Raw genomic sequence first — 24,138 nt, 5'->3', positions numbered from 1 at the left:
ACAGTTCCTCCGGCACAAAATTTTCGGATAGTGTGCCACCTGCTTGTCCCTTTTATGCATTAACGGTTGCGAAAATCAAACTGTCTCTCAAAACAATAACGAATCAGCTTCTGGCGTTCCATATCTGCGATCTGATTAAACTTGAGCATAACGATGCTTCGGTTGGTTGGGAGCTCCTTCACCCTCACAACCTCGCCTTCAAACGGGACATGCTCCACGGATCCGTTCTTAAACGGGATAAGGATCCAGCAAGACAAAATACTCCCTTCCGCAATCGCTTGATCCGGCTGCAGATGAAAGGATACGCCACCGCCGCCAACATCGTCGGTTTTGGCTAGAAACTGGCCGCCGTCTTTGGTCATAACGGCTACCTCTAGCTCGGCTTGCACCCGAAGGAAGCTTCTTCTCTGCACCTTCGTAATTTGATCCTGCTCCGGCTTCTTGATGCGAACCAGACGGATAATATCCTCATGGTGGCTAAGGACGTGGGAATTGAAGAAATTTTTGACTCCGCCTTCCGTTAAAAAGTAAGCGGACAGCTCGTCCCCGATGTACAGCTTTTTCAGCTTGCCCGTCCCTTCCTGCAGCGGAACCTCCATATACATCGAATCGTCATCCATGTCGGAAATGCGGGATTTATAAACAATATTAGCTTCCTTCTCATCCCCCGTATCCAACTGGATATAGAGGACATCGTTAATCTTTGGATACAATGCGCTCACCCACTAATTCATCATAATCATTATGTTCCATTATATCACGGGATCCCAAGGCCCATAGGACAAAATCTTCAAATCAAGGTCGATTCATGTCAATCCTCGGGAACTCGGGACTCTCCACCTTGCTTTTAGTTACTTCATCCAACCAAAAAAAGCCGGGTTCAGGAAATCTCCTGAACCCGGCTTGCATCACACAGTGCTTTGCTTATTTAATTCCTGACTGTGCATCCTTCACGACCTCGACCGTTTCCTCAAGGCCGGTATCTGAGTTAATGTAAATCCGATACTGGGCTCCATTAATCCGCCCGCCGAATTCATAACACAGAGTATCCTCGGAGCGGTCGTTTTTGATTAAGGCTTTACGGTGATAGAGCACTTTAAACTCAGGGTTCAAGACCTTCTCCGCTTCGGCAAGACTAAGTTTCGGCTGCGGGATTTCTCGCTTGATCTGATGCTCGTATACAAAGTCGCTGGCCTGGAATCCAATGACATCCCCATTGTCCATAGCCGAACGAACCGTGATTTTCTCAGGATAAATCAGCACGCCATCCTCTTCACGAACAAAGGAAAAGTTAGCCAGGTTGTCATATTGGTCCGCCGAAACAACCGTCATGTCGGAATAGCCTTTTTTCGTCAGAAATTGCTGGGCTTTGTCGATTGCCGTTTGAACCGACGCTTGCTTGGCACCCACATTCCGCTCATCCGTATAGGAGATCAGCTGGCCGCCTTTTTCGGTAAAGTCCATGCTGAGCATATGACCATTCGGATGCTGTACCTTTGCCGTATACGATACCCACTCAGTGCCATTTCCGTTCTTCGTCACTTGCACTTTGGCATCATTACCCACATCCGAGAACTTCAGCGCTTTGCGTTTCACATCCTCTTCCGATATCGGCATGCCTGCCAATTGCTTCACGGAACGGCGGTTGTAAATGCTGCTTACCGATGGTCCCCAGTCAAGCTCAGGGTAGGACTCCACCTTCTTATCCACCGTTTTGAAGCCGTCAATAATGGAATTATCTTCGACTTTATTGGTAGCCAGTGCCGTCTCTACATCCATCCAGCGCAAACTGTTTGCGATAACCTTGTTCTGCACATGCTGCAAATCCTTTGTAATTTCGCCGGAGTTGGCGTACAAGGATTTCAACGTTTTGACCTCGTTCTCACTGAGCGGCTCCTTCGTCAAATCACGCACACCTGTTTTGTATGCAAAATTAGAAATTCGGGAAAGGAACTCTTCGGTCTTGTTGAAGGGAAGGAGCGTAAGCGGCAGCTGGCTGATCTCATTTTGAGCCTCGCTGGTTAGGCGCCATACATTCATCAAGCCCTTGCGATGCATCCCTTGGGAGGTAGAGCTCACCGCGAGCGTATTGCCGAGTTCGGCATGAATCCTGTCCATATTGTACGACAAGTCATGGAATGCCCGTTGGTATTGGTTCTCGGCATTAATCAATATGGCGTTTTTCTCTTTATTCTCTTGGTAACCCCATACCAGAGCCCCGATCAATAAAATTGTGGCCACAGGAAACAGGATAGCGCTTAATCGTTTGTACATGATGCGATAGTCTCCTTTCTTCTACTCACTGCCGTTAGTTTGACTAGAAGAAAGAAGTCTTATGCATTTCTGTATAATTCCTTCATCCCTTAGAAATCTTCCTCAATCTCGAAGTGATCGCGGTTGTTGCACAGACATTGCTTAAATCCGGTTTCGATCCGGCCCTGTTCCTTTTTTCCCCGCAGCACAAAACGTTCACCGCAATCTTTGCAAAGAATTTTCACTTTTACACGCAAAAAAAGACACCTCCCTTTCTATGATTCCCTGGCTGTCAGCCGAGGTCTATAGAATGAAGTGTGCCCTGATTTGTTAAGTGTTAACCTCTTCCTCCCGCTTAATGAAACGGAAAGGAGAACGGTTATTAGCTCTAGAGATTTTGCCCATGCCGCCATACCATAGCAGCACCATAAGCGGTACGATGAACCATACCCATGTGTGGGTCAGCAGACTCAGAATCAGGTCGTACAAACCATGCCACATCCAAGGCAGGAACAAGGATAGAACGAGGAAGAACCTTCTTCGTTTTCCTTCCGTGAATCTCGCATGTCCCATGTAGTATCCCATGATGACGCCAAACATTGCGTGTCCCGATACGGGCAGCAGCGCCCGCAGGAACATCGGACCAAAGGCCGCCTGGCTGTACCAGGCGTAAAGCAAATTCTCTACCGTAGCAAATCCAAGCGATATCGCCACTGCATAAAGGATGCCGTCATAAGGCTCGTCAAATTCCGTATGGTTAAAAATAATATGATACATTACGAACCATTTCAGAAATTCCTCAACACCCGCCGAAACGAGCAATGAGTTGACTACCGGATTGTCGCCAAGCCATAGTATCATTCCCCGCTGCAAAATCATAACCGGGAAAACGACCAGAACCCCTAACATGAACACTTTGATCACCATGTGCAGGGGCTCTTGATCATACCTATCTTTCAGGTAAAAATACGTGAGCAATGCGAGTCCCGGCGCCAAAGCTGACGCAATTACCGAGAACACCAGCACTAAAATTCCCCTTCCGTTAGTTGCGGGCCTGAAGTCCGGCACGCACGCCCACCTTAATTAATGCTGACGCTGGAAGTGTGTACAGATAACCTCAACCGCTTGCTGAGGCATTACTTTCTTACCGTATTCCTCCAGCATAGCTTCCGTTACTGAAGAGGATTCACCGAATTCAGCCAGCATCGCAATAACCGCAGGCAGCTTCTCGCTATCCAATTCCTCAGGATCGAAGTACAAAAACCATTTATCCATATAGTGATAGAGCTTACCCGCTCCGCCTACAAGGTCCTTCAACATATGCGATGCTTCAATGAGCACTTCAAAATCCTGAAAAACATAGACGATAGTATCACTTTGATCCAGCGTTACTTCCATTTCATAAATCTCGTCCGGCATATCTTCTTCGGACAAGCCGCCGAAATGATGATCGTATTTCCCTCTCGTCACAATAACCACCATGCCCTGGGCAGGCAGTGCAAACACCTCAACGGCAAGAGGTCCGGTGGCATCAAATCCGAGCTCACTGTATGCCTGATCCATCATCTCCGTAAACAGGTCATAAACTTTCGGTATTTCCTGCCACATCTCTTCCTTCTGGATCCCACGCTCACTCAGATCGTCAAACGTGAGGAAAATCCGTATCTTATCTTGACTCAAACGCTCTATTTTCATGACAGGATCCTCCTTACGTAAACAAAAGTTTATAACAAATTATGATGTCTGGATTATGACGTGATAAAAATGGTTTTATATAATTGATTTTATCATTTAATACCCACAAATGCACGTAAATATGTAACTCAAGAAAAAAGAATCATTCGCAGGGATTCGTGTGGCTGGTCCCCGAGAATGATTCAAAATGGTTCATGCCGTTTACAAACCCGGTATGACGGTGTGGGTTTCTTTCAAAATCTGTTCGACTTCGTTCTTGACATCAGGGTTGTTTCGGATAAAATCCTTGACTTGTTTCAGGTTGGCAGCCTTCGAATGAGTCGATGTCTGTACCCCAGCAGTTCCATTGGAATGAGTGGAATCATGTCGGCCTGAACTGGGAGACACGCTTTCTTGGCTCGAGCCGGAATACTGCTGGCTCTTCGTGCCCTGAATTTTACTCATCGCGGTATCCGCGAATCGGCCAAGATTCGCATCTTTCATCATTGAGGAGAAGAACCTGCTGTTATTACGGGTAATCATCCGGCATGCAACGGCGCCGATAATGACACCATATAGAAATGACGAAGTCTTCACAAATGATACCTCCTTCTATGATAAACTCGAGATTATTGTTCTCGCACCGCCAGGAACTCATGCTACATAAATACAGGAAAGTGAGATGGAATCATGGTTAGAACACGAACAGTACTTCTGCTGGCTTGCTGCCTTATGCTCAGCGCTTGCGGCAACAACGGAGTTGATCAGAAGCAAAGCACGGCCACGGAAGTCGGTAATGACAGAGCAACGCAGCAAAATGAAACCTCTGGACAGGCGTCCGCTCCCAAAGAAGGTACCGACAAGTCAACCGAAACGGACAAGCCTGAAGCCGAGCCTGAAGTAGATACTCCCGCGGACCCATCGGATGAAGCCGTCAAGAGTCCCGATGCCGAGGCGCCGACTAAACCGAAGTATCACATGAATAAGGTGTATCGCATCGTCCCCAATGATGATGCCGTATCCGAAAAAGTGGTGCTGCTCACATTTGACGACGGTCCCAAGGAAGAAAAAATGATCAGCCAAATGATCGATACGCTCGACAAACATGACGCCAAAGCGATTTTCTTCGTGAATGGATACCGCGCAAAGGAACATCCTGAACTGCTGAAGCTGATCCATGACCGCGGTCAAATCATTGGAAATCATTCCTGGGACCATATCGACCTGAAAAAAGAAAATAAACAGACGGTAAAGAAACAGATCGGCGATGTCCAGCAAATCGTCAAGGAAGCGACCGGATCGGAACCGAAGTTTTTCCGTCCTCCGTTCGGCTCTGGCGGAGATATTGTTAAGGAAGTTGCCCTTAGTCATGACCTGCTGTTCATGACCTGGTCCAACGGTTCGCTGGATTGGGAAAGCGAAAGCAAAAACAAGCCCGATACCGTCGTCAGCAATGTGCTCGAGCAGCTTCACCCTGGCAGCAACATTCTGATGCACGAGCTTCCGTGGACCGTAGAGGCCCTCGATACCTTGCTGACCAAGCTTGAAGCCAAAGGATATGGCTTTGTGGATCCGCGGCAAATCGAACCGAAAATAAGATAATCCGGGAAAACACAAAAACCTTAATTCTGCCGTCACCATCTGACGATCGAATTAAGGTTTTTTGCGTAATGTAATCACATGGTATTCTGCGGGACATTGCAAGCGCAGCGGGATATGGGAAGTACCGAATCCCCGGCTGATCAGCATCCTGGAAGAATGTTCGGTTTCGCCCGCCTTTCTCGGCAGTGCATACCATCCGGATTTAAACTTCTTGTAAAAGCGCGTCAGACGAACGGCTCCGGCCAACGGCAGCACGATCTGTCCCCCATGGGTATGTCCTGCCAGCACCAGATCCCCATGCACCATATCCTTGCCCTTGATCCATATCGGATCATGCACCAGAATGATGTGATACTGGTCTTCAGCTGCATTCCCCCGAAATCTTGTGTATGGGTGTTTCCGGCTGGCCGGCTGCCTTACGCCGCTAAGAACAATTAGCTCGTTACTCTGTTTTAACGTAACGGTCTTGTCATTCAGCAGCATAACGCCGCTCTCGCGCAACGCTTTACGGACAGCGTCCTTGCCTGCATTCAGATCATGATTCCCCAAGACGGCATAAACGGGTGCGATACGGACCAGCACCGACAAGTTATGCCTCAACCGCTGTAGGGGCACTCCTCTTTCCGTGATATCTCCGCCAAGCAGTACGCAATCCACCGATGAAAGATTGGATAATAGCTTCTCTTCTGACAATTGTCTGCGATGTATATCGGTGATGAACAATATCCGAAACCCGTCAAACGAGTGAGGGATACGATCGGATACGACTTCTTCCTCACGCACCCGATAGCCCCTGGCCTCAGCCCTCATCCAGCCGATAGCGCCTGCACCGAGTGCCGCAGCACCTGCTATCCACATCAACACACTCATAATAACTCCTTTAACAATTCCTTTAATGGAGGTGCTCCGATAAGTCCCCACCACAGAAGACCTACCATTAACAATATGAAAATGACGATCAATGAGTTCACAAACCATTTGCTCATTCTTACGCGGTACGAGGAATATGTATTCGTGCGTTTAGGAGCAGACACTTCTTCCTCTGTTTGACGCTGACGTGACCGGGTCGATCTCGAACGGCTCAAGCCGTCCGCTGTCGTGCTGCTCTGGGGCTTTTGCTCCACGGAGCTTGCTCGGGGTGGCGATTTAGATCGACTCCTCGTTTCATCCGCTTGTCGCGACTTCGCTGCCGTTCTTTTTTCTGATTGAGCCGTTGACTTGTTTTTGCGGCTTTTATTTCGGCTCTGATGTCGCTGCATTCTGCTAAGTTCGTTCATGTTCCTCTTTCCTCCGAAACCGAATCAACATTCCTGATATGAAATCAATCAGAAAATGGCACAGGATTGGTGCCCAAATGGTACCCGTTTGAATATAGACGTAGCCCAGACCGTAACTGCTTAGGAAAACCCACCCGGTTGGAAGCCAATGTTTTAAATATCTGACATGAATAAGCGCGAACAAGATACTCGTCCAGTACGGTCCGAACGCATGCTGGATGGCTCCTCGAAACAATAACTCCTCGCAGATGGATACAACCAAAGCTATAACAAAAATATGCCAAACCGGCCTTTTTCGGAACAGCATTTCATTGATTCCGCCATCGTCCATACTATCCTCTGACACAAACCGGGATAATACAAAATCCACTACCAGCATGGCGGCAGCAAGTCCGAGCCCCCAATAAACGAACTCGATATCCTTCGGAATGACAAAGAGCCCAAACGGATTCCTCTGCTGAAACAGGATCCAGATCAACCCTGCAATAAGTGTCAATGCTTGGGTAAGATACAGATTAATAAGCAGCAGCCGATCGTTTAATTGGTGGGCTTCGATTCTTTTTACGCGTATTTTAAATTTTTTCATAGAAGATGGGCCTGTCTTTCATCTTGATTTTTAAGATTATCATCGTATACAACCATAGTAATATCAGAATCATTCCATCATAGGCGGGCATATGCATCATAGCAAATTAACGGCATGACATTCAAGGCTATCCCTTGATTCATCCCCTACTTTAAGGCCTATGAACGGAATAAACACCTATTGACACAATGTTAGAGCCATGATACATTATGAAAAAATTAATCTGTGAAAACCGATGATGGAAAAGAGATGCTGTAACGTCCTCAGAGAGCCGATGGTTGGTGCAAATCGGTGGCGTAAAAGTATTCTTGAGCGTTCCTGAGATATTTCGCTGAAACTTGAGTAGGCGCAAATCGGATGATATCCGTTACCAATCATGGTCTGAACAGACCGCTTGAGGCTGCCGCAACATGGCAGCGAATAAGGGTGGCACCACGAATAACTCTCGTCCCTTACTACGGAGGTAGTATGCGGATTGGGAGTTTTTTTATGTTCCTGTCTCTTTGCCACGACACCGCGTCAAACCTGTATAGACCTCTTGCAGCTTTATTGGAATCTTTGGTGTATAACGGAATACGCCCCGCGTAATCCTTATTCAATATTGCAGTACCGCATTTTATAGAGGATTTTAAGGAGGAAGAGAAACCATGTTTAAAGTATTGGTATCGGATCCGATCAGTGATTTGGGGATCCAGCAGTTAATGGATGCCGCCGATGTGCAGGTAGACAAAAAAACCGGGCTCAACGAGGATGAGCTCACTGCCATTATCGGTGAATATGACGGACTCCTCGTACGGAGTCAGACACGTGTAACAGAACGCATTATGAATGCAGGAACCAATCTCAAGGTTGTCGGCCGTGCTGGCGTTGGCGTTGACAACATTGATCTTGAGGCTGCTACGAAGCGCGGGATCGTTGTTATCAATGCGCCAGACGGTAACACGATTACAACAGCGGAGCATACGTTTGCCATGATGATTGCCCTCGCCCGTCACATCCCTCAGGCCTATGCCAAAACGGTGGGCGGTTCCTGGGACCGAAAATCCTTCCTTGGCGTTGAGCTTCGTAACAAAACGCTGGGTGTCATGGGAATGGGCCGAATCGGCAGCGAGGTGGCTAAACGCGCCAAGGCTTTCGGCATGAACATTCTTGCCTTCGATCCGTTCCTGACGGAAGAGCGTGCGGACAAACTGGGCGTGACACTCTCCTCGGTGGATAACATTATCCGCAGCGCCGACTTCATTACGGTCCATACTCCGCTTACGCCGGAAACCCGCCATATGATCGCAAGACCGCAATTCGAAGTGATGAAACGCGGCATGCGGATCGTGAACTGCGCCCGCGGCGGCATCATTGACGAACGCGCGCTTGTGGAAGCGATCGATGAAGGCATTGTTGCCGGAGCCGCATTTGACGTATTCGAACATGAGCCGCCTGAAAGCGATCATCCATTCCTTAACCATCCAAAGGTTATCGTGACCCCGCATTTGGGTGCATCTACCGTTGAGGCTCAGGAGAACGTTGCGATTGACGTGTCGGAACAAGTGCTTCATATCCTGCGCAACGAGCCGTTTAAGAATGCGGTCAACTTCCCGCTTGTAGCGGCCAGCGTAATGAACAAGCTGCAGCCTTACTTCTCGCTCGGCGAGAAATTGGGCAGTGTAGCGGCTCAGATCACCGCACACGCGGTGAAGGAGATTCACGTTGACTATGCAGGCGAGCTGGCTGAAGTCGATACGCAGGCCCTGACCCGATACATCGTGAAGGGTGTGCTGGAACGCCATCTCGGAAGCGAAGTGAATATCGTAAACTCCATGCATTTGGCAAAAAGCCGTGATCTTCACGTCGTTGTCTCCCAGACACCAAAAACCAAAGACTTCACCAACCTCGTTACCGTTACGCTCAAAACGCAAAACGGTTTGGAGCGAATTGTCGCAGGCACACTCCTGCTCGGTTACGGCGAACGGATTGTCCGTCTGGATAAATTCCCGGTCGATATCTCTCCGGAAGGTCATCTGATTCTGATCTCCCATAACGACAAACCGGGCATTATCGGTCGTGTCGGAACCCTGCTCGGCGAGAACGATGTCAATATCGCCTCCATGCAGGTTGGACGTAAAGTCATCGGCGGTGAAGCCATCATGCTTCTGACGGTGGATAAAGACGTTCCTAAAGACGTTCTGGTCAAGCTTGCCGGGCTGTCGGAACTGAACACCGCGCAGCAAATCGCGCTGGGCTAAATTCAGGACAGGTATAAGACAATAAGGGGTTAATCATTGTTCCACGTAGAACAAGATTAACCCCTTTATTTCAACAAAAAAACACGCTCCTTGCGAGCGTGTTTTGTCTTTTGCGGAGATATTCCCTAAGATTCTGCCGATTTTGTTGGAATGATCATCGTAAACACCGTTCCTTCGCCTACTTCACTTGTTGCGTTAATCGTGCCATGATGCGCTGTCACGATATTTTTCACGATGGCGAGTCCTATGCCGGTTCCCACCGTCTCCCCCCGTACACGCGCTTTGTCGGCCTTGTAGAATCGCTCAAAAACAAAAGGCAGATCATCAGGCGGAATACCGACGCCTTGGTCGCTAATCTTCACCTGAAGCGCCTCTGTATTCGATACGGTAATCCGATCGGCAATGATTCGGATCTGCTTGCCTGAAGGCGTATGACGAAAAGCATTGTCCAGCAGATTGGTCAGCACCTGCTCAAGCTTATCTTCATCCGCCGCTTCGAGCAGAAGATTCGAATGAAGTTTGTTGAGCTGAAGATCAATATCGCGTTCCTTGGCACGAACAGTGAACTTCCGGTATACCCTTTCACACAGTTCACCTGCGTCCATCTCCCGCAGGGACAACTCTGCATGCCCTGCTTCCATACGGGTTAAATCAAGCAGATCCTTCACCAGCCGGCCCATCCGCAGGGATTCCTCATGAATCACCTGTATCAGCTCCCTGCTCTCCTCCGGTGAAGCCGCCATCCCGTCAAGCAGCGCTTCACTGTAGCCCTGCATCATGGACAGCGGCGTCCGGATTTCGTGCGACACGTTGGCAATGAAATCCGTACGCATCTTCTCCAGCGTGACCTGCTCGGTAATATCTCTTAATACAACAACGGCGCCGCGGATCACTTCATCCGAATATAAGGGAGCCATATGTGCTGACCAAATTCCCTGCTTCACATGCAGGTCAGCGCTTTGGTCCTTCCCTTCGTTCACGGTGGCATAATAGAGCTCACTGAGCGGTTTGGGCATGACATCGGCCGCCCAGCCTCCGCCCTGCAGCTCATCATCCCACTCCAGCCCTTTCCAGGTTTTCATGATTTCCTGTCCTGGCGGGTTCACCAGAATGACCTGACCGTGGTTATCAAAAGTAATCACGGCGTCGCTCATGCTTCTCAGCACACTGGACAGATGCTCCTTCTCATGGTTCAAGTTGCGGATATTCGTTTCCAGCTCTGCTGCCATATGGTTGAACGTATTGGCCAACTCTCCAATCTCGTCACTGGTCACAAGATTTAGCCGAGTGCCATATTTCCCTTTACGGATGTCATTGGCGGCCTCAATGAGCTGCTGCATGGGCTGGGTAATCTTCGTTAACAGGAACAACCCGAAAAAAGTGGTCATCGAAAAACCGATTATGGCTACATAAGTAAATAAACGTTTGATGGCATCCGAGTTTGCAAACGTGGTATCAATATAGGGGAGCAAAAATAATCCGAGTGTCAGCAGCACGCACGCGACTAAACAGGTTATCGTAATCCACAGCTTGCCGACGAGTGATCTCCAGAAACTCACGTTACTTCGGGACCTCCAGCTTGTAGCCTACTCCCCATACGGTCGTAATCATCGCTGCGGATTCCGCGGATACCTTATTTAACTTCTCCCGCAGCCTCTTCACGTGCGTATCGACTGTGCGAAGATCGCCGAAAAATTCATAATTCCATACGTCCTTAAGCAGTTCTTCCCGGGAGAATACTTTGTCCGGGGACGAGGCCAGGTAGTGCAGAAGCTCATATTCCTTTGGCGTCAAACTGATTTCATGCCCGCCGGCCGTCACGCGGTGAGCATCATGTTCAATGATCAAATGCGGGAAAACAATGCTGTTGCTTGGGTTTGGTTCCTTGCTCAAATAGGCCGTAGCGGATGAGCGGCGCAAAATCGCCTTCACGCGGTAGATCACCTCGCGCGGACTGAACGGCTTCACAACATAATCGTCGGCTCCCACTTCGAATCCCTGTACGCGGTTTATCTCCTCACCCTTGGCAGTCAGCATGAGAATAGGCGTAGACTTCACCTGGCGGAGACGGGTGCACACTTCGACGCCGTCCATGCCGGGCAGCATGACATCCAGAATAACGAGCCCGTAATCTTCCGAGCTTGCTTTGCGAAGTGCAGTTTCTCCATCCTCCGCCTCTTCGATTTCATACCCTTCCTTCTCCAAATACATTTTTAACAAGCGGCGAATCCGTTCTTCATCATCAACAACAAGAATACGATTTCCGTGCTCTGACATTGGCGGCCAACTCCTTCTTTTTTATAGGGAAAATCAGAAGTGGCCCTCTTGATTAAGAAAGGGCCCTTCTGATTGATCATGCACTGCTATTCTATTGACAATTAATCGGTTCCCGCATAGGAATGCAGACCCGCGATAATCAAGTTGACGCCGACCAGCGTAAACATGACCACGATAAAGCCGATAACGGACAGCCAGGACGAGTGTTTCCCCTGCCAGCCGCGCGACAGCCGTAAATGAAGGTACACGCTGTAGAACAACCATGTAATAAGCGCCCACACTTCCTTCGGATCCCAGCCCCAGAACCGGCCCCATGCAATTTCTGCCCAGATCATGGCGAATATGAGACCACCCAGCGTAAATACCGGGAATCCTATCGCAATGGCGCGATAACTGATTTCATCCAGATCGTCCGGATCCAATCTATTCAGTGCAGGCTGAATGAATTTTGCCAGCGGCTTGCGCAGAATCAGGCGGAGCAATCCGTACAGGATCACCCCCGTGATCAGCGACCATACCACCGTATTCAGCTTACGTCCCGCATTCACGCCGTGCATCCAGGACGGGGCTTCCATGAGCGGAGATTTCATGCCCAAGAAGGACTGCATGCTCTCCGTCTCGCTCTTATATGGTGCGACAAGCGGTGGCATGTTATATTCCACTTTTACTATTGTACTATTTTCTGTCTTCGGGTCAACCAAAGTCTGGTTAAATTCAGCTTGATATCCACCTGCACGGAAGCTGTATACCGACAATATAAATCCGATCAGCACCACGATGGCAAACATGACGAGCTCAAGCCAGCGCTGTTCCTTGCGTGAGCCCTTGTCCGTTCCGCTAAAGTTAACGGTACGGAGCAGGTGCATCAGGCCGGCAATAAAACCGACCGCAAAAAACGCATCGCCCAGCGCCGCCAACGTAACGTGAATACCCAACCAATAGGACTGGAGCGAAGGAATCAGCGGCTGCACCTGCTGCGGGAACACGGCGGCGTAGGCCATGATCAGGATTGCCAGTGGCAGTGCAAACAATCCGAGCAGCGACTTTTTGTAGATAAAATAAAGTACGAGGAAGGCAATCATGATTGCCATCGACAAGAAGGTCATAAACTCATACATGTTGCTGACAGGCACATGACCGGAGCCCGCCCATCTCGTAAAGAAGTACAGCAGATGTCCGATCAAACCGATCGATGCCGTAACAAATGCAATCTTTCCCCATTTAGCCAAATGGGCTTCCGGGTCCCGCTTGCGGAACCGTCGTCCCATGACGGCAAGTGCATACATGATAAATGCCACACAGTATAAGGTAAAGGCCACGATAAATGCGTCGCCGCTAAAATCAATTAGATTCATGCTTAGTCCCCCTGTTATTCTCCAATGACTTTTCATCGACTTCGATATTCATTTGCTTGAGGATCGCGGAGACCTCCTTGCGAAGCCCAAACCAGTTCTTGTTCGTATGTGCGCCAAGTGTCAGCGTTCCGTTATCAATACGCAGCCAGATCCGGCGATGGGTGAAATAAAAGCCCATGACCAGACCGACCATACCGATAAAACAACCAATCCAAATGAACGGCATGGCTTTATCCACACGAATATTCAGATAAGTCGTAGATTCCGAAAAGTCCACATCGTCCATGCTGAGAACATCCAGTTGTACGAGCGCTTCCCCACCCGCCAGCTGTGCATTAATCGCTTCCTGGTTAAAGCGTTCCTTATCGATCTGCTTCGGGAAGTAGAAATATTGAATGCCTTCCTTCGGCAGTTCAGGTCCCTTAATCAGAAATAAGAATGCAGGCGCATTCGGGTTAGGTGACAGATTTACCGGTTTGCCGTTATCGCCAAGTCCAAAATCGGTAAAGGATTGTGTAAGCGTTAACGTATATTCTCCCGCCTGATACTCTCTTTGAGGATCGTCGATCGACAATGTGATTTTGCCGTATTCCTTCCCGCTCTTACTGTCAACCAGCACCGGCGAAACCGAACGGAGAATCGGGGTCAGATCATAATCGAATTGATACGCTTTTAACCCTTTGTAATTGAGTGGATGATTCACCTCGATGTTATGACGCGTCACTTCCACGAGCTCGGGCTCTTTACCGAGATCGTCACAATTGGCCTCGCACATATACAGAATCGCCTGCGTTTGGAACTCCTTCGGCAGTACTTTATTCTTGCCTTTAAATTCCTCAGGCATATCGTCCTCGGTATAGAACTCCACCTTAAAGCCATCGTTCAATAAATAATAACTGGTATTCTTGATGCGCACAGGCTCATCTTGAGGGAAGGCCATGTGCTCGTCCATATGCAGTCCAGGAAGATTCCGTCCAAGAACGGCAAGCAGGAAAATAATCAGGCCGATATGAAGAACATAGGGGCCCCAGCGGCTGAACCGCTGCTTCTCCGCCAGTAGGGTTCCACCATCCGTTCGCACGCGGTAGCCCTTTTTCTTAATGATCGGTTTCACCCGTTCAACCCAGTCGGCACCGTCCTCTTCGACTTGTCCTTGGTATACCACCTTTTGGCGGGTAAGGAAGGACATATGCTTCGGAATCCGCTGTCTGCTGAGCGCTTTGTACAGTGGAAGGACCCGGTCGAGACTGCAAATGACAAGCGATGCGCCGATCATGACAAGCAGCAGCACGAACCACCATGACGTGTATGTATGGGACAGCCCGAGCAAGTAATAAATATGCCCCAACTGCCCGTACTCCTCTTTGTAATAGACCGAGGGGTCAATATTAAGGAATGTACTTTCCTGCGGAAAGATGGTCCCTAACGAGGAACCAATCAGGGTAAGCAATATCAGATATATTGCTACTTTTACCGAAGAAAAGAAATTCCATACCCGATCGATAATACCGGGGTTTTCTTTCTGTGATCGACGAGCAACGCCGTCATACCGCATTTCCAGAATCGGCTGGGCCTCTGCTTCCTCGGTCAGCGGCTTGCCGCATGCCTCGCAGAGAACCGTTCCCGTTGGATTCTGGTGTCCGCAATCACACTTCGTATTCTGGATCAAAGGCTTGGAACCTTGACTCATTTCGCATTCACCAACTGTTCAATTTGTTTGTCAAGGGTGTTCAAATCCAGTTCGCCTATACGGATATGATCAATTTTGCCAGAGGCCGTAACAAAAAAGGTGGTCGGCATCGGTCCAACCCCGAAGCTGGCAACAGCATCCCGTTTAGGATCCATCAGTATGGGGAACTTCACGCCGGTTTGAGCCACAAAATTCTCAACGGTCATTTTGTTCTCGCCCACATTAATTCCGATGATCTCAACGCCTTGACTGCTCCATTTCTCCCACTGGGCTTGAAGAGCCGGCATTTCCCGCACGCATGGCGGACAGTAGGTGCCCCAGAAATTAATCACCCTGGCCTTGCCTTCGTATTCGCTCATGGTATGTACGCTGCCATCCATGCCTAGAAGTTCAAAGTCCGCTGCCTTTTGACCCACTTTGGGAACCTTATCAGAGCCGAATACAACAGTTGCAACGGCGTAAACTCCGACCAGGATGATGGCAAGCAGAATTACAATCTGTACGCTTTTCTTTGATTTGCCCATAAAGCAGCAGCTTCCTTTCTATGACATTCATCATATCGTTTACTACGGGTGTGAACATCCTATGAACAATTATAACGAAATTTGTCATAAACGCCGCTCGCCATTTTGAATATTATGTGTCGGGTTTAACGTTTTCGCTTCGGTTTCCCGCCCGGCTTAGCGGCTTTCGCCATCTGCAAAAGCTGGTTGATTTCATCCGCTGTCAAATGGCGGTACAAGCCTCGTTTTAAATTTTGCAGCAGCAGATCCCCATAAGATATCCGCTTCAATCGCGTTACCGGATGGGAGATCGCTTCGAACATCCTTCTGACTTGACGGTTGCGGCCTTCATGGATGGTAATCGATATGACGGATTGTTTATTATCCGGGTCCACATCCTTATATTCCACTTCGGCAGGAGACGTCATTCCGTCCTCCAGCATGATCCCTTGGCGAAGCTTGTCCAGCTCGGTGCCATGGGGCACCCCTTTCACGGTAGCCAAGTATGTTTTGGGCACATGATATTTAGGGTGGCTGAGCAGATTGGCAAACTCGCCGTCATTGGTCAGCAGTAGGAGTCCTTCCGTATCGTAGTCCAAACGTCCAATCGGATATACCCGCTCTTTGATGCCCTTGAGATAATCCGATACAATTTTTCGGCCTTCGGGATCAGAAGCGCTTGTAATAACTCCCTTCGGCTTGTTCAGCATAATGTATACCTTTTTCTCATTCTTAATCGGTTTGCCTGAAACCGTAATGATATCCTGAGCTGGATCGGCCTTCGTGCCGAGTTCGGTAACGGTCTCTCCGTTTACCTGCACCTTGCCTTCAAGAATCAATTCCTCGCACTTGCGGCGGGAAGCGACTCCGGCCTGTGCCATAATTTTCTGTAATCTCTCCATGTTCGTTAGGTCACCTCATTCCTAATGATAACCATCGACAGGATAAATCACAAGCGCGTTCCATGGAAAATGTGCCCCAGGGCAGGAGTCGGAGTGAGGAAACAAGTATAACGGGGAAATATCATGGAGTCTGGATAGCTCCAAAATGATTTTGCTGGCGGTAAACAGCTGTGTTTTCTGGTCCAGCGACATGGACTCGTAGCCGATATTAAAGTCGCCCTCCAGACAGATATGAATCTGGCCCGGGTGAACCAGCACGGATGAAGAAGAAACCGAGCCGTCCGGATGAATTTTAAAATCCCAGTTCCGCGGTTCCCGCTCGCACACGGTATGATGAATAACAAAACCCTCGAATTCCATTTCATCACCCCTACTACAATTTGTAATTGCAGCAGTATATGACGCGTGGGAATCGAGGGTATGGGCATACGTCCCGTTACATAGAAAAAACGCTCCGCCTTACTCAGACCGTCCGAATGATCTCAATTAACCGAACACCAGCAGGCAGACGGCGATCGCCGCAATAAAACCGATCACATCAGAGAACAGTCCCACCTTCAGGGCATACCTGCCATTGCGGATTCCGACGGCGCCAAAGTAGACAGTCAGTACGTACAAAGTCGTATCGGTGCTTCCCTGAATGGTCGAAGCGATTCGGCCAATCATGGAATCCGGACCGTATGCCCGGATCAGTTCCGTTGTGTAAGCGAGAGAGCCTGTACCCGTCAGCGGCCTGAGAATTCCCAAAGGCAAAATCTCGCTCGGTACGCCTAGCGATTGCAGAAAGGGGCCCGTCCAACCCACAAAAAACTCCAGCGCGCCGGAAGACCGGAACACGCTAATGGCGACCATCATGCCCACCAAGTGCGGAATGATCCCAATCGCCGTGGAGAAGCCGTCCTTCGCTCCATCCACAAACGATTCATATACGGGCACTTTGCGGGTATAAGCATAAAGCGGAATGAATGCGATAATAATGGGAATAGACCAGGCGGAAACGAGATTAATCCATGACAGCAAGATTCATCACCCCTTCACATCCGGGTTCAGGCTTGTACTGATTCCTGTCGGCTTCTGGCGGCGTATCGTCCTTCTTCGATACCATCGGTCAGCCATAATGGCGGCCGCCGTCGCAATCGCTGTGGCCAAAAGCGTGGTCCCAACGATTTCCGAAGGATTAGCGGACTCATAATTGAGCCTGATCGCGATTAGCGTTGTCGGTATGAGCGTAATGCTGGCCGTATTTAATGCCAGCAGGGTACACATCGCCGGAGACGCTGTTTCCTTATCCGGGTTTAACTTCTGAAGCTCCTGCATCGCCTTAATCCCCATCGGAGTCGCCGCATTCCCCAGACCGAACAAATTGGCGCTCATGTTGGACAATATATACCCCATAGCGGGATGATTCTTCGGTACATCCGGGAACAGGAAGCGGACAACCGGGCCCAGCAGCTTGGCAACCTTCTTCAGCAGGCCCGCGTCCTCTGCCAGGCGCATCATGCCTAGCCAGAATACCAGTATGCTGATGAGACCGAAGGAGACGGTTACTCCCGTCTGGGCTCCGTCAAATGCGGCTTTTGTAACACTTTCGATGTTCCCGTTAACTGCCGCAAAGATAAAGCCGATCAGTATCATCCCCATCCAAATCAAATTGATCATCTCTTCGCCCCCGTTTGCTGCCTCGCTCGCGTGAGAATACACGATCTCTTTAGCGAAGGCTAGTTATGATTTGGCCCTGAACAGATGCATTAGCACTTCTCCTGCAGACTGCCACAGCGACAACGAACCGATGGGTCCGGATGTGCTTCTGGACTTCTGCAAAACCTCAGGGACTTCAGGTAGCTTGCTTCCTTCGGCATAGACCGGAACTTTGCCGATGCTGACATTATCGAGCAGCAGTTCAATATGACCCCGGAGCCCGAAAGACAGGTCGGGTGTGCTCGCTTTATGCAGGACCAGCCTCTTCACCAGGCGCGCTTCCTCATCATGCGCAAACGCATACGTAAAGGAACTGCCCGTGACCAGTGGATAGCCCTGGATCTTCTGCCCTTTCTCCGTAACCTTTTTCAGTGGAAAATGGTTAAATCCGTAATCCAGCATCTTGGAATGATCATTCCAATCGTTGCCGTCATTCAGCGTAACCGCCGCAATCTGCTGACCGTTTCGGGTAGCGGAGCTTACCAGGCAGCGGAATGCTTTTTTGGTGTAACCGGTTTTGACGCCGTCCGCCCCCTCGTAGAAACGAAGCATCTTGTTTTTGTTATCCCATTTGTAGTCCCACGCTTCATTCGGATTCGGTGCTTTCTTGGTCGGCGTTTTGACAATCTCGCTAAAGACAGGGTTCTTGAGGGCATAAGCCGTCAGTTTGGCAACGTCGTTAGCGGAAGAATAATGATCATCATGATCCAAACCATGAGGATTCATAAAATGCGAGTTCGTCAAACCGAGTCCGGCCGCCTTCTCGTTCATCAGCAGCACAAAGCCTTCTTCCGTACCCCCGACATGCTCGGCAATGGCCGTCGCAGCGTCGTTGCCAGATCGCAGCATTAAGCCGTACAGCAGATTCTCAAGCGTCATCTCCTCACCTAGCTTCAGGAAGAGAGAGGAGCCCTCTTTGGCAAAAGCATTCTTGGAGACCTTCACGCGATCGTCCAGCTTGCCGTGTTCAATCGCCACAATGGCTGTCATGATCTTGGTCAGGCTTGCGATTCTTAAACGCTCGTCCCCGTTTTTGCTGTAGAGCATTCTACCGGAAGTGACATCAATCAGTGCAGCTGCCTGCGCATGGTTGGCGGGGCCATTCTCATGATCTGCATGCACGGGAACAGCCGTGACCAGCAAGCAGCTTATGGCAATCAGCATGGATAACAAAGACTTGCAGTTCGTCCATTTCATTTTCATCATTTTATCCTCCGGTGTTCAGAAATCTTGTACAAGTATATGTCGTCCGCGCTAAAGGTATGTCCATTTCGTGATTATCGGATGAGTTCAGCTTCACTGAATGCTCATATAACCACTTCTCTTTACAGCAAAAATCCCTTCCGTTATGAACGAAAGGGATTTGCTTGCTCCAATCAGTACGCAGGCGGAGGCGTGGTGCTGTTCGCGGCATTGCTTCCTGATTGAAACATCGACTGGATTTGATCGAGTAAATACGGGGTTGCATCAATAATCCGTTCAAACAGATGGGTTTGATTGTCCAGCGGCACGATGTGCACGCCTTCTTTACCCACGACCAGGAAAGCAATCGGCCGAATGGACACGCCACCGCCGCTGCCGCCGCCAAAAGGAAGGGCACTATGATCGTTGTGCGTCCCGTTAGTAGTGGTGGATGAGTGTGTGCCTCCCGCCTCAACGTTGTAGTCGCTACCGCCGGCAGCGAAACCAAACGCCACTTTACTGATTGGCAAGATAACGCTGCCGTCCGGCGTATTCACCGGATCGCCCACAATCGTATTAACGTCCACCATTCCCTTGATGTTTTCCATAGCCGTTTGCATCAAGCCTTGAATAGGGTGTTCTGCCATGATCTTATTCCTCCTTTCACCTTTAACACGCGAACTATAAGTACCAGTCCAGCATACATAGCTTTTCCGCAAGAGATTTTCGCTATGCAGTTAAGCTCTGTGGAAATTTGCGGCGGACCGTTAAAGAGCGGCACCACATCAATTCGGGGAAGCTCTTCCATGACCAGGCGATACGACATCCATCCAAGTAACGTATGCTTGATGCCATGCAGCAGCCCAGTCGCTACCGCCGTGTCGGCCGCATGCTCCAGGGCAATCCGGGTTGACCAGCGCACATCCATGAGATGAACGGCCGACATCGTCTGTCTCAACCACTTTTTGAAACCTTTTGTTGAAAGCATGGCCCGCCCGTAGTCCTTAAATCTGATCGTTTTGCTCGAAGCCTTCTCCTCTTTTGAATCGGGCGCAGTTCCCTGTTCTCCGTCTCCACCAACGGTTTCCTTCTTAAACTCGATCCCACCGTTCGCCAGGTGAAAGGGGACTGCATACTTGCGCTTAATCAATCCGAAAATCATTTTGATTTCCGCCAACACTTTATATTCATCTTTTTTTAGAACCACATCCAGCTTAATCGTTACCTTGGAGCTCAGCACAACGATCAGCAATACGATGAGGAGAACGACCAGACCAGCCGCCAGAAAGATCCATATCCTCACGAAGTAACCCCCAGCACGAACTTAGTCAAATGTAATCCGCTTGGCTTAGTATGGCAAAAGCGCCTCCAAATGATGCGAAATTGTTCCAAGTCCTTGAAATTCAAATTTTCGCTAGCCGCATAAAAAAATCCCGGACGATGGATATCACCATGCCCAGGATCAACTTTTTGCTGCAGCCTATAATATTGTATAATGGCTAGCTTTCCTCTACATCATCAAACGTAAGCTGACGACCGTCAAGCTTATCGAACAACAGCTGCGTTTCCTCTTCTAAACTATCGTTATCCTCGAATTGCGACGGCTCCGGCAAATCCTTGATATTGGCAAGCCCGAAATATTCCAGGAAGGACTTGGTCGTTCCATACAGAATCGGTCTGCCAATCGCCTCGGCGCGTCCGACTTCCTCGATCAATCCTTTGCTTACCAGCGTATGGATAGCCCGTTCGGACTTGACGCCGCGGATGTCTTCAATCTCTACGCGCGTAATCGGTTGACGATAAGCCACGATGGAAAGTGTTTCGAGTGCGGCTTGCGACAAGGAAGAGCGGGAAGGCGAATACGCCAGGCGCTCAAAATACGGAGCGTGCTCGGCCAGCGTCGCGATTTTGTAACTCCCCGCAATCTGTACGATCTGAATCCCGCGCTCATGGCGCTCCCATTCCTCCTTCATGTCCTCAAGCGCTTCGCCAACCAGGCCATCCGACTGCTCGGTGATCTCAGCAATTTGCCTAACCGACAAGCCCTCTTCTCCCGACAGGAACAGAAGCCCCTCAATAATCGATTTCAGCTTCGGATAATCCATCAATGCGTCCTTCCCCTCTCCACTCCATGACGATATCTTCAAACAACTTCTCTTGGTAGCACAAAATTTGCTTCATTTTCATCAGCTCCAAAATGGCCAGGAAGGTTACCACGATTTCATGCCGTACCATCTCTTCGTGTAGCAGCTTGGAGAACAGGATTCTGCCTCCAGGCCCAACCTCCTCCAAAGCATCCATGACCTGACGAATCCGGTCCTTAACCGATATTTCATCCCGCTGAATGCGGGCATACGATGTACGTTTGACTGCTTTGCTTAACGCTTTTTGAAAAGCAGCGATCAAATCGGAAATATGTAATCCCTGAACCGGATTCTCTTCCACTTCCGGCATGTAAGGTGTCAGGTCTTCCGCTTCCTTGGAATAAATCAGACTGCGTTCCCATTCCTTCTCATGCAGGTGGCGTGCGATGCCTTTGTACTTACGGTATTCGATCAGCTTCGCAATGAGCTCTGCTCTGGGATCCATGTCATCCTCTTCATAAAAATCGAACTCGTCCATTTCGATAACCGGAGGCTTCGGAAGCAATAGCTTGCTCTTTATAGACAGCAGCGTTGCAGCCATGACCAGAAATTCGCTCGTAATTTCCAGCTCCAGCTCCTGCATGTTGTGCAAATAGGCCATGTATTGTTCGGTAATCTCGCTGACGGGAATATCCTGGATGTCGATTTCCGCTTTATCAATCAAATGCAGCAGCAGATCGAGCGGTCCTTCAAACGTTTCCAGCTTGTATAATACGGTCACGGTGAAACCTCCCGCCAAAAAATAAAATGCAGTGCTCAAAAAAAGAGCACTACATTAAATAAGCACTATTTTAGGCTTTTCGTCAAGTTCGCCATTTCAATGGCTGCCATAGCCGAATCCCAGCCTTTATTGCCGGCCTTCGTTCCCGCGCGTTCCACGGCTTGTTCGATATTCTCCGTTGTCACGACACCGAAAATCGTTGGTACACCGGTCTTCAGGTTAATTGCGGATACCCCCTTGGCCACTTCGTTGCATACATAATCATAATGCGTGGTGGACCCGCGAATGACGGTTCCCAAGGTGATGATTGCATCGTATTTGCCGCTCTCTGCCATTTTTTGGGCAATCAGCGGGATTTCAAACGCACCCGGCACCCAGGCCACATCGATTTCGTTCTCCTGTGCGCCGTGACGCTTCAGTGCGTCCAGTGCGCCGCTCAGCAGCTTGCTGGTGATGAATTCGTTGAATCGACCTACGACGATCCCGTACTTTAGACCCTCGGATACTAATTTCCCTTCAAATATAGTTGCCATGATGAATGACTTCCTTTCGGTTTGGAGTTTATATAAGGTCAAACTTGGCGGGTATGACTTCGGTTCATGTTTCCGCTGCGCTGACGGCTGCTGCTTCCGATCGCTGTTAACTCCTGATTTCATGAACTATTTATTCAAGGTAGAAATCAGGAGTTAAAGGCGACCGCTACCGCTTCTCCAGCAGCATTCCGTCCTCTTCGCTAGGTCACTCCAAGAAGTCAGCCTCCCCATGATTGACCTTTTGTTATGTGGTGATTAGTTGGCACTCTCGTTCTGCTCGATATCGCTGAATTTCAGCATATGACCGAGCTTGGCTTGCTTGGTATGCAGGTAGCCCGTGTTATCCTCGTTCTCCGGCATTTGGATCGGAACGCGCTCCACAACCTCAAGACCATAACCTTCGAGGCCTTTGATTTTGCGCGGATTGTTTGTCAGCAAGCGGATTTGTCTGATCCCCAGATCCTTCAGGATCTGGGCTCCGATGCCGTAATCGCGCAGATCCGCCGCAAAGCCGAGCTTCAGGTTGGCGTCCACGGTGTCGAGTCCTTCTTCCTGGAGTTTGTAGGCTTTCAATTTGTTGATTAAGCCGATGCCCCGCCCCTCCTGGCGCATGTAGAGAAGAACGCCTCTGCCTGCTTCATCGATTTGTCGGAGTGCCGCCTCGAACTGGGGACCGCAATCGCAGCGATGGGAGTGAAACACATCTCCTGTCAGGCACTCGGAATGCACGCGCACGAGAACAGGCTCATTCCCGTCGATCTCCCCTTTTACCAAGGCAACATGCTCTTTATTGTCCACGTCGTTGGTGTAGGCTACGGCCTGAAACACGCCGAAGTCGGTCGGCATCCGCACAGCTACCTCTCGCTGGACAAGCTTTTCTTTTTCATTGCGGTAATGAATCAGATCCTTGATGCTAATCAGCTTCAGCTCATGCTTCTTCGCAATCTCCACAAGGTCCGGCAGCCGTGCCATTGTGCCGTCTTCCTTGATTACCTCGCAGATGACACCGGCCGGATAGGAGCCGCTCAATCTGGCAAGATCGACAGCGGCCTCCGTATGTCCTGCCCGGCGCAGGACGCCTCCATCTTTTGCGATCAGCGGGAACATATGACCCGGTCTTCGGAAATCGGACGCAGATGCATTCGAATCCAAAATGCCTTTGACGGTGATGGACCGCTCATAGGCCGATATGCCTGTCGTAGTATCCTTATGATCAATGGAAACCGTAAAGGCCGTTCCATGAAAGTCCGTATTCTGGGTAACCATCGGTTTGAGGTCGAGCTCCTGGGCTCTGGCCTGCGTCATGGGCAAACATACGAGCCCACGGCCTTCGGTGATCATAAAATTAATGACCTCCGGGGTTGCCTTATCTGCTAATGCGATAAAATCGCCCTCATTCTCACGGTCTTCATCATCGACAACAATGACGACCTTGCCTTCCTTCAAATCGGTTAACGCCTCTTCGATTGTATGAAATGAAAAGCGTTCATCCATCGCTACT

General features: G+C 49.6%; 27 protein-coding genes and 1 other annotated feature. Of the genes, 2 read left to right on the top strand and 25 right to left on the bottom strand.

Annotated features, from left to right (window positions below):
• Window positions 1-59 precede the first annotated feature (59 nt).
• The 6 genes from AK95_RS31810 to AK95_RS31790 all read right to left on the bottom strand — a co-directional run bounded on the left by AK95_RS31810 (window position 60) and on the right by AK95_RS31790 (window position 4,524).
• Window positions 60-713 (bottom strand): flagellar brake protein, encoded by a 654-nt coding sequence (locus AK95_RS31810; protein WP_201259461.1) that lies wholly within the window; start codon window positions 711-713, stop codon window positions 60-62.
• Between the two features lie 211 nt (window positions 714-924).
• Window positions 925-2,274, bottom strand: a complete 1,350-nt coding sequence (gene ypeB / locus AK95_RS31805; RefSeq protein ID WP_071223919.1) for a germination protein YpeB — start codon at window positions 2,272-2,274, stop codon at window positions 925-927.
• Between the two features lie 89 nt (window positions 2,275-2,363).
• Entirely contained in the window at window positions 2,364-2,510 is a 147-nt protein-coding gene (locus tag AK95_RS34660) for a hypothetical protein (protein WP_181469710.1), read from the bottom strand.
• Window positions 2,511-2,583: 73 nt separating this feature from the next.
• Window positions 2,584-3,279 carry a glutamic-type intramembrane protease PrsW gene (prsW, locus tag AK95_RS31800; protein WP_071223918.1) on the bottom strand — a complete coding sequence of 232 codons (696 nt, stop codon included), beginning with the start codon at window positions 3,277-3,279 and terminating at the stop codon, window positions 2,584-2,586.
• Between the two features lie 57 nt (window positions 3,280-3,336).
• Window positions 3,337-3,948 carry a genetic competence negative regulator gene (locus AK95_RS31795; protein ID WP_071223917.1) on the bottom strand — a complete coding sequence of 204 codons (612 nt, stop codon included), beginning with the start codon at window positions 3,946-3,948 and terminating at the stop codon, window positions 3,337-3,339.
• A gap of 201 nt (window positions 3,949-4,149) precedes the next feature.
• Entirely contained in the window at window positions 4,150-4,524 is a 375-nt protein-coding gene (locus tag AK95_RS31790) for a hypothetical protein (RefSeq protein WP_071223916.1), read from the bottom strand.
• A 93-nt stretch (window positions 4,525-4,617) separates the two neighbouring features.
• Between AK95_RS31790 and AK95_RS31785 the strand changes: the two genes are divergently transcribed.
• Window positions 4,618-5,529, top strand: a complete 912-nt coding sequence (locus tag AK95_RS31785) for a polysaccharide deacetylase family protein (protein WP_071223915.1) — start codon at window positions 4,618-4,620, stop codon at window positions 5,527-5,529.
• Between the two features lie 51 nt (window positions 5,530-5,580).
• Here AK95_RS31785 and AK95_RS31780 read toward each other — a convergent pair whose 3' ends face one another.
• From AK95_RS31780 to AK95_RS31770, 3 genes are read right to left on the bottom strand one after another with little or no spacing between them, the layout of a single operon-like run.
• Window positions 5,581-6,399, bottom strand: coding sequence for a metallophosphoesterase (locus AK95_RS31780; protein ID WP_071223914.1), 819 nt, complete (start codon window positions 6,397-6,399; stop codon window positions 5,581-5,583).
• Window positions 6,396-6,806, bottom strand: a complete 411-nt coding sequence (locus AK95_RS31775; protein ID WP_071223913.1) for a hypothetical protein — start codon at window positions 6,804-6,806, stop codon at window positions 6,396-6,398. Before AK95_RS31775 ends, AK95_RS31780 begins: the two co-directional genes overlap by 4 nt.
• Entirely contained in the window at window positions 6,793-7,392 is a 600-nt protein-coding gene (locus tag AK95_RS31770) for a CPBP family intramembrane glutamic endopeptidase (protein ID WP_071223912.1), read from the bottom strand. The genes AK95_RS31775 and AK95_RS31770 overlap by 14 nt, the downstream gene beginning before the upstream one ends.
• A 226-nt stretch (window positions 7,393-7,618) precedes the next feature.
• Window positions 7,619-7,848: a binding site (T-box leader), on the top strand.
• A 191-nt stretch (window positions 7,849-8,039) separates the two neighbouring features.
• Between AK95_RS31770 and serA the strand changes: the two genes are divergently transcribed.
• Window positions 8,040-9,632: a phosphoglycerate dehydrogenase gene (gene serA, locus AK95_RS31765; RefSeq protein ID WP_071223911.1), complete on the top strand. Its 1,593-nt coding sequence runs from the start codon at window positions 8,040-8,042 to the stop codon at window positions 9,630-9,632.
• A 125-nt stretch (window positions 9,633-9,757) separates the two neighbouring features.
• Here the strand turns inward: serA and AK95_RS31760 are convergent, their stop codons facing one another.
• From AK95_RS31760 to AK95_RS31685, 16 genes are all read right to left on the bottom strand, one after another.
• Window positions 9,758-11,191: an ATP-binding protein gene (locus AK95_RS31760; RefSeq protein WP_071223910.1), complete on the bottom strand. Its 1,434-nt coding sequence runs from the start codon at window positions 11,189-11,191 to the stop codon at window positions 9,758-9,760.
• 1 nt (window position 11,192) lies between these two features.
• Window positions 11,193-11,909, bottom strand: a complete 717-nt coding sequence (locus AK95_RS31755) for a response regulator transcription factor (protein WP_009595176.1) — start codon at window positions 11,907-11,909, stop codon at window positions 11,193-11,195.
• A 101-nt stretch (window positions 11,910-12,010) separates the two neighbouring features.
• Window positions 12,011-13,264: a c-type cytochrome biogenesis protein CcsB gene (ccsB, locus tag AK95_RS31750; protein WP_071223909.1), complete on the bottom strand. Its 1,254-nt coding sequence runs from the start codon at window positions 13,262-13,264 to the stop codon at window positions 12,011-12,013.
• A complete protein-coding gene (gene resB / locus AK95_RS31745) occupies window positions 13,251-14,954 on the bottom strand; it encodes a cytochrome c biogenesis protein ResB (RefSeq protein ID WP_071223908.1) in 1,704 nt (567 codons plus the stop codon). The genes ccsB and resB overlap by 14 nt, the downstream gene beginning before the upstream one ends.
• Entirely contained in the window at window positions 14,951-15,478 is a 528-nt protein-coding gene (locus AK95_RS31740; protein WP_071223907.1) for a redoxin domain-containing protein, read from the bottom strand. Before AK95_RS31740 ends, resB begins: the two co-directional genes overlap by 4 nt.
• Before the next feature lie 125 nt (window positions 15,479-15,603).
• Window positions 15,604-16,359, bottom strand: a complete 756-nt coding sequence (locus AK95_RS31735) for a pseudouridine synthase (RefSeq protein WP_071223906.1) — start codon at window positions 16,357-16,359, stop codon at window positions 15,604-15,606.
• Window positions 16,360-16,380: 21 nt separating this feature from the next.
• Complete coding sequence (locus AK95_RS31730; RefSeq protein ID WP_071223905.1) at window positions 16,381-16,719, bottom strand: N-acetylmuramoyl-L-alanine amidase; 339 nt, start codon at window positions 16,717-16,719, stop codon at window positions 16,381-16,383.
• Between the two features lie 126 nt (window positions 16,720-16,845).
• Window positions 16,846-17,379, bottom strand: coding sequence for a spore maturation protein (locus AK95_RS31725; protein ID WP_071223904.1), 534 nt, complete (start codon window positions 17,377-17,379; stop codon window positions 16,846-16,848).
• Between the two features lie 6 nt (window positions 17,380-17,385).
• Complete coding sequence (locus tag AK95_RS31720; protein ID WP_071223903.1) at window positions 17,386-18,018, bottom strand: nucleoside recognition domain-containing protein; 633 nt, start codon at window positions 18,016-18,018, stop codon at window positions 17,386-17,388.
• Between the two features lie 63 nt (window positions 18,019-18,081).
• On the bottom strand, window positions 18,082-19,263 hold the full coding sequence (locus AK95_RS31715) for a D-alanyl-D-alanine carboxypeptidase family protein (protein WP_071223902.1): 1,182 nt from the start codon (window positions 19,261-19,263) through the stop codon (window positions 18,082-18,084).
• Between the two features lie 170 nt (window positions 19,264-19,433).
• Window positions 19,434-19,886 (bottom strand): GerW family sporulation protein, encoded by a 453-nt coding sequence (gene ytfJ / locus AK95_RS31710; protein ID WP_071223901.1) that lies wholly within the window; start codon window positions 19,884-19,886, stop codon window positions 19,434-19,436.
• A complete protein-coding gene (locus AK95_RS31705) occupies window positions 19,859-20,542 on the bottom strand; it encodes a DUF2953 domain-containing protein (protein ID WP_071223900.1) in 684 nt (227 codons plus the stop codon). The genes ytfJ and AK95_RS31705 overlap by 28 nt, the downstream gene beginning before the upstream one ends.
• A gap of 196 nt (window positions 20,543-20,738) precedes the next feature.
• Entirely contained in the window at window positions 20,739-21,344 is a 606-nt protein-coding gene (gene scpB / locus AK95_RS31700) for an SMC-Scp complex subunit ScpB (RefSeq protein WP_071223899.1), read from the bottom strand.
• Complete coding sequence (locus AK95_RS31695; RefSeq protein ID WP_071223898.1) at window positions 21,313-22,104, bottom strand: segregation and condensation protein A; 792 nt, start codon at window positions 22,102-22,104, stop codon at window positions 21,313-21,315. The genes scpB and AK95_RS31695 overlap by 32 nt, the downstream gene beginning before the upstream one ends.
• A 65-nt stretch (window positions 22,105-22,169) precedes the next feature.
• Window positions 22,170-22,637, bottom strand: coding sequence for a 6,7-dimethyl-8-ribityllumazine synthase (ribH, locus tag AK95_RS31690; RefSeq protein WP_071223897.1), 468 nt, complete (start codon window positions 22,635-22,637; stop codon window positions 22,170-22,172).
• 255 nt (window positions 22,638-22,892) lie between these two features.
• Complete coding sequence (locus AK95_RS31685; RefSeq protein ID WP_071223896.1) at window positions 22,893-24,131, bottom strand: bifunctional 3,4-dihydroxy-2-butanone-4-phosphate synthase/GTP cyclohydrolase II; 1,239 nt, start codon at window positions 24,129-24,131, stop codon at window positions 22,893-22,895.
• Window positions 24,132-24,138: the final 7 nt, after the last annotated feature.

The sequence above is a fragment of the Paenibacillus sp. LC231 genome (assembly GCF_001860525.1).
Lineage (GTDB): Bacteria > Bacillota > Bacilli > Paenibacillales > Paenibacillaceae > Paenibacillus_AQ.
This window is presented reverse-complemented; position numbering and strand designations above follow the sequence as displayed.

What these genes read in the sequence shown, in the direction of transcription:
- AK95_RS31785 (WP_071223915.1), top strand. Translation starts at nt 4,618, where the DNA reads ATGGTTAGAACACGAACAGTACTTCTGCTGGCTTGCTGCCTTATGCTC.
- ribH (WP_071223897.1), bottom strand. Translation starts at nt 22,637, where the DNA reads ATGGCAACTATATTTGAAGGGAAATTAGTATCCGAGGGTCTAAAGTAC.
- AK95_RS31715 (WP_071223902.1), bottom strand. Translation starts at nt 19,263, where the DNA reads ATGATGAAAATGAAATGGACGAACTGCAAGTCTTTGTTATCCATGCTG.
- resB (WP_071223908.1), bottom strand. Translation starts at nt 14,954, where the DNA reads ATGAGTCAAGGTTCCAAGCCTTTGATCCAGAATACGAAGTGTGATTGC.
- AK95_RS31780 (WP_071223914.1), bottom strand. Translation starts at nt 6,399, where the DNA reads ATGAGTGTGTTGATGTGGATAGCAGGTGCTGCGGCACTCGGTGCAGGC.
- AK95_RS31735 (WP_071223906.1), bottom strand. Translation starts at nt 16,359, where the DNA reads ATGGAGAGATTACAGAAAATTATGGCACAGGCCGGAGTCGCTTCCCGC.
- scpB (WP_071223899.1), bottom strand. Translation starts at nt 21,344, where the DNA reads ATGGATTATCCGAAGCTGAAATCGATTATTGAGGGGCTTCTGTTCCTG.
- AK95_RS31740 (WP_071223907.1), bottom strand. Translation starts at nt 15,478, where the DNA reads ATGGGCAAATCAAAGAAAAGCGTACAGATTGTAATTCTGCTTGCCATC.
- ytfJ (WP_071223901.1), bottom strand. Translation starts at nt 19,886, where the DNA reads ATGGCAGAACACCCTATTCAAGGCTTGATGCAAACGGCTATGGAAAAC.
- serA (WP_071223911.1), top strand. Translation starts at nt 8,040, where the DNA reads ATGTTTAAAGTATTGGTATCGGATCCGATCAGTGATTTGGGGATCCAG.
- AK95_RS31720 (WP_071223903.1), bottom strand. Translation starts at nt 18,018, where the DNA reads ATGATCAATTTGATTTGGATGGGGATGATACTGATCGGCTTTATCTTT.
- AK95_RS31795 (WP_071223917.1), bottom strand. Translation starts at nt 3,948, where the DNA reads ATGAAAATAGAGCGTTTGAGTCAAGATAAGATACGGATTTTCCTCACG.
- AK95_RS31775 (WP_071223913.1), bottom strand. Translation starts at nt 6,806, where the DNA reads ATGAACGAACTTAGCAGAATGCAGCGACATCAGAGCCGAAATAAAAGC.
- AK95_RS31685 (WP_071223896.1), bottom strand. Translation starts at nt 24,131, where the DNA reads ATGGATGAACGCTTTTCATTTCATACAATCGAAGAGGCGTTAACCGAT.
- AK95_RS31755 (WP_009595176.1), bottom strand. Translation starts at nt 11,909, where the DNA reads ATGTCAGAGCACGGAAATCGTATTCTTGTTGTTGATGATGAAGAACGG.
- AK95_RS31770 (WP_071223912.1), bottom strand. Translation starts at nt 7,392, where the DNA reads ATGAAAAAATTTAAAATACGCGTAAAAAGAATCGAAGCCCACCAATTA.
- ccsB (WP_071223909.1), bottom strand. Translation starts at nt 13,264, where the DNA reads ATGAATCTAATTGATTTTAGCGGCGACGCATTTATCGTGGCCTTTACC.
- AK95_RS31730 (WP_071223905.1), bottom strand. Translation starts at nt 16,719, where the DNA reads ATGGAATTCGAGGGTTTTGTTATTCATCATACCGTGTGCGAGCGGGAA.
- ypeB (WP_071223919.1), bottom strand. Translation starts at nt 2,274, where the DNA reads ATGTACAAACGATTAAGCGCTATCCTGTTTCCTGTGGCCACAATTTTA.